Raw genomic sequence first — 1,008 nt, 5'->3', positions numbered from 1 at the left:
CCGACCAGCCGTGGCTCACTTCTGGCCGATCCGCGGCTCGGTGCCTGCACGCAACCGCGCGATATTGGCCGAATGGCGGATGAAAACCACTGCCGCCAGCAACACCGCTAGAACTGCAGCCTGCTGATAGCCCAGCACCAATGCCCAAACAGCGCCTGAGGCTGCCGAGACCAGCGCCCCCATCGAGGATATCCGGCTGGCTGCCGCTGCTGCCAGCCAGGTCAGGCAGCAGGCAATGCCCACCGGCCAGGCCAGCGCCAGCATCAGGCCCAGGAAGGTGGCAACCCCTTTGCCGCCCTTGAACCCCAGCCAGACCGGGAAGCAATGGCCCAGAAAGGCCATCAGCCCTGCCGCTTGCGCCGCATCCTCGCCGGCCAGGGAGCGGGCCAGCAGCACCGCCGCCGCGCCCTTACCGCCATCCAGGATCAGCGTCAGTGCCGCGGCGGCTTTGCTGCCGGTGCGCAGGACGTTGGTGGTGCCGATATTGCCGGAGCCGATTTCTCGTAGGTTGCCCAGCCCGAATAGACGGGTGACGACCATGCCAAAGGGAACCGACCCCAGGCCGTAGCCAATCACCGCCCACAGGATCATTACGGCAGCAGAGCTTTCCAGAACAGGCATCAGTCCCTCCGGTAGACGGGCTCACCCGCGACATATGTGGCCTCAACCCGCCCCTGCATCCGCTGGGTGTCAAATGGCGTGTTCTGCGATTTCGAGCGCAGTTTGAAACGGTCCAGCACAAACGGCACGTCCGGATCGAACAAGACCAAGTCTGCAGGCGCGCCCTTGGCCAGGCGGCCGCTGTCCAGCCCCAGCCGTTTAGCCGGGTTCAGCGACATTGCGCGGAACAGGGTGGGCAGGTCCAGCAGTTCGGCATGATACAACCGCAGCGCTGCGGGCAGCAGGGTTTCCAGCGCCACGGCACCGGCGGCGGCTTCTTCAAACGGCAGCCGTTTGCTTTCTTCGTCCTGCGGCGTGTGCATCGAGGAGATGATGTCGATCAGCCCG

The 1,008-nt window shown here is 65.3% G+C and carries 2 protein-coding genes; both read right to left on the bottom strand.

What is annotated here, in order from left to right; genetic code table 11:
• Nucleotides 1-15 precede the first annotated feature (15 nt).
• Complete coding sequence (gene plsY / locus A2I95_RS42355; RefSeq protein ID WP_291738211.1) at nucleotides 16-621, bottom strand: glycerol-3-phosphate 1-O-acyltransferase PlsY; 606 nt, start codon at nucleotides 619-621, stop codon at nucleotides 16-18.
• Nucleotides 621-1,008: amidohydrolase family protein (locus tag A2I95_RS42350; RefSeq protein WP_291738210.1), on the bottom strand; the 388-nt coding region annotated here is incomplete at its 5' end. The genes plsY and A2I95_RS42350, both read right to left, overlap by 1 nt.

The sequence above is a fragment of the Leisingera sp. F5 genome (assembly GCF_001593695.1).
This window is presented reverse-complemented; position numbering and strand designations above follow the sequence as displayed.

Coding starts and splice junctions, on each gene's coding strand:
- plsY (WP_291738211.1), bottom strand. CDS start 621: ATGCCTGTTCTGGAAAGCTCTGCTGCCGTAATGATCCTGTGGGCGGTG.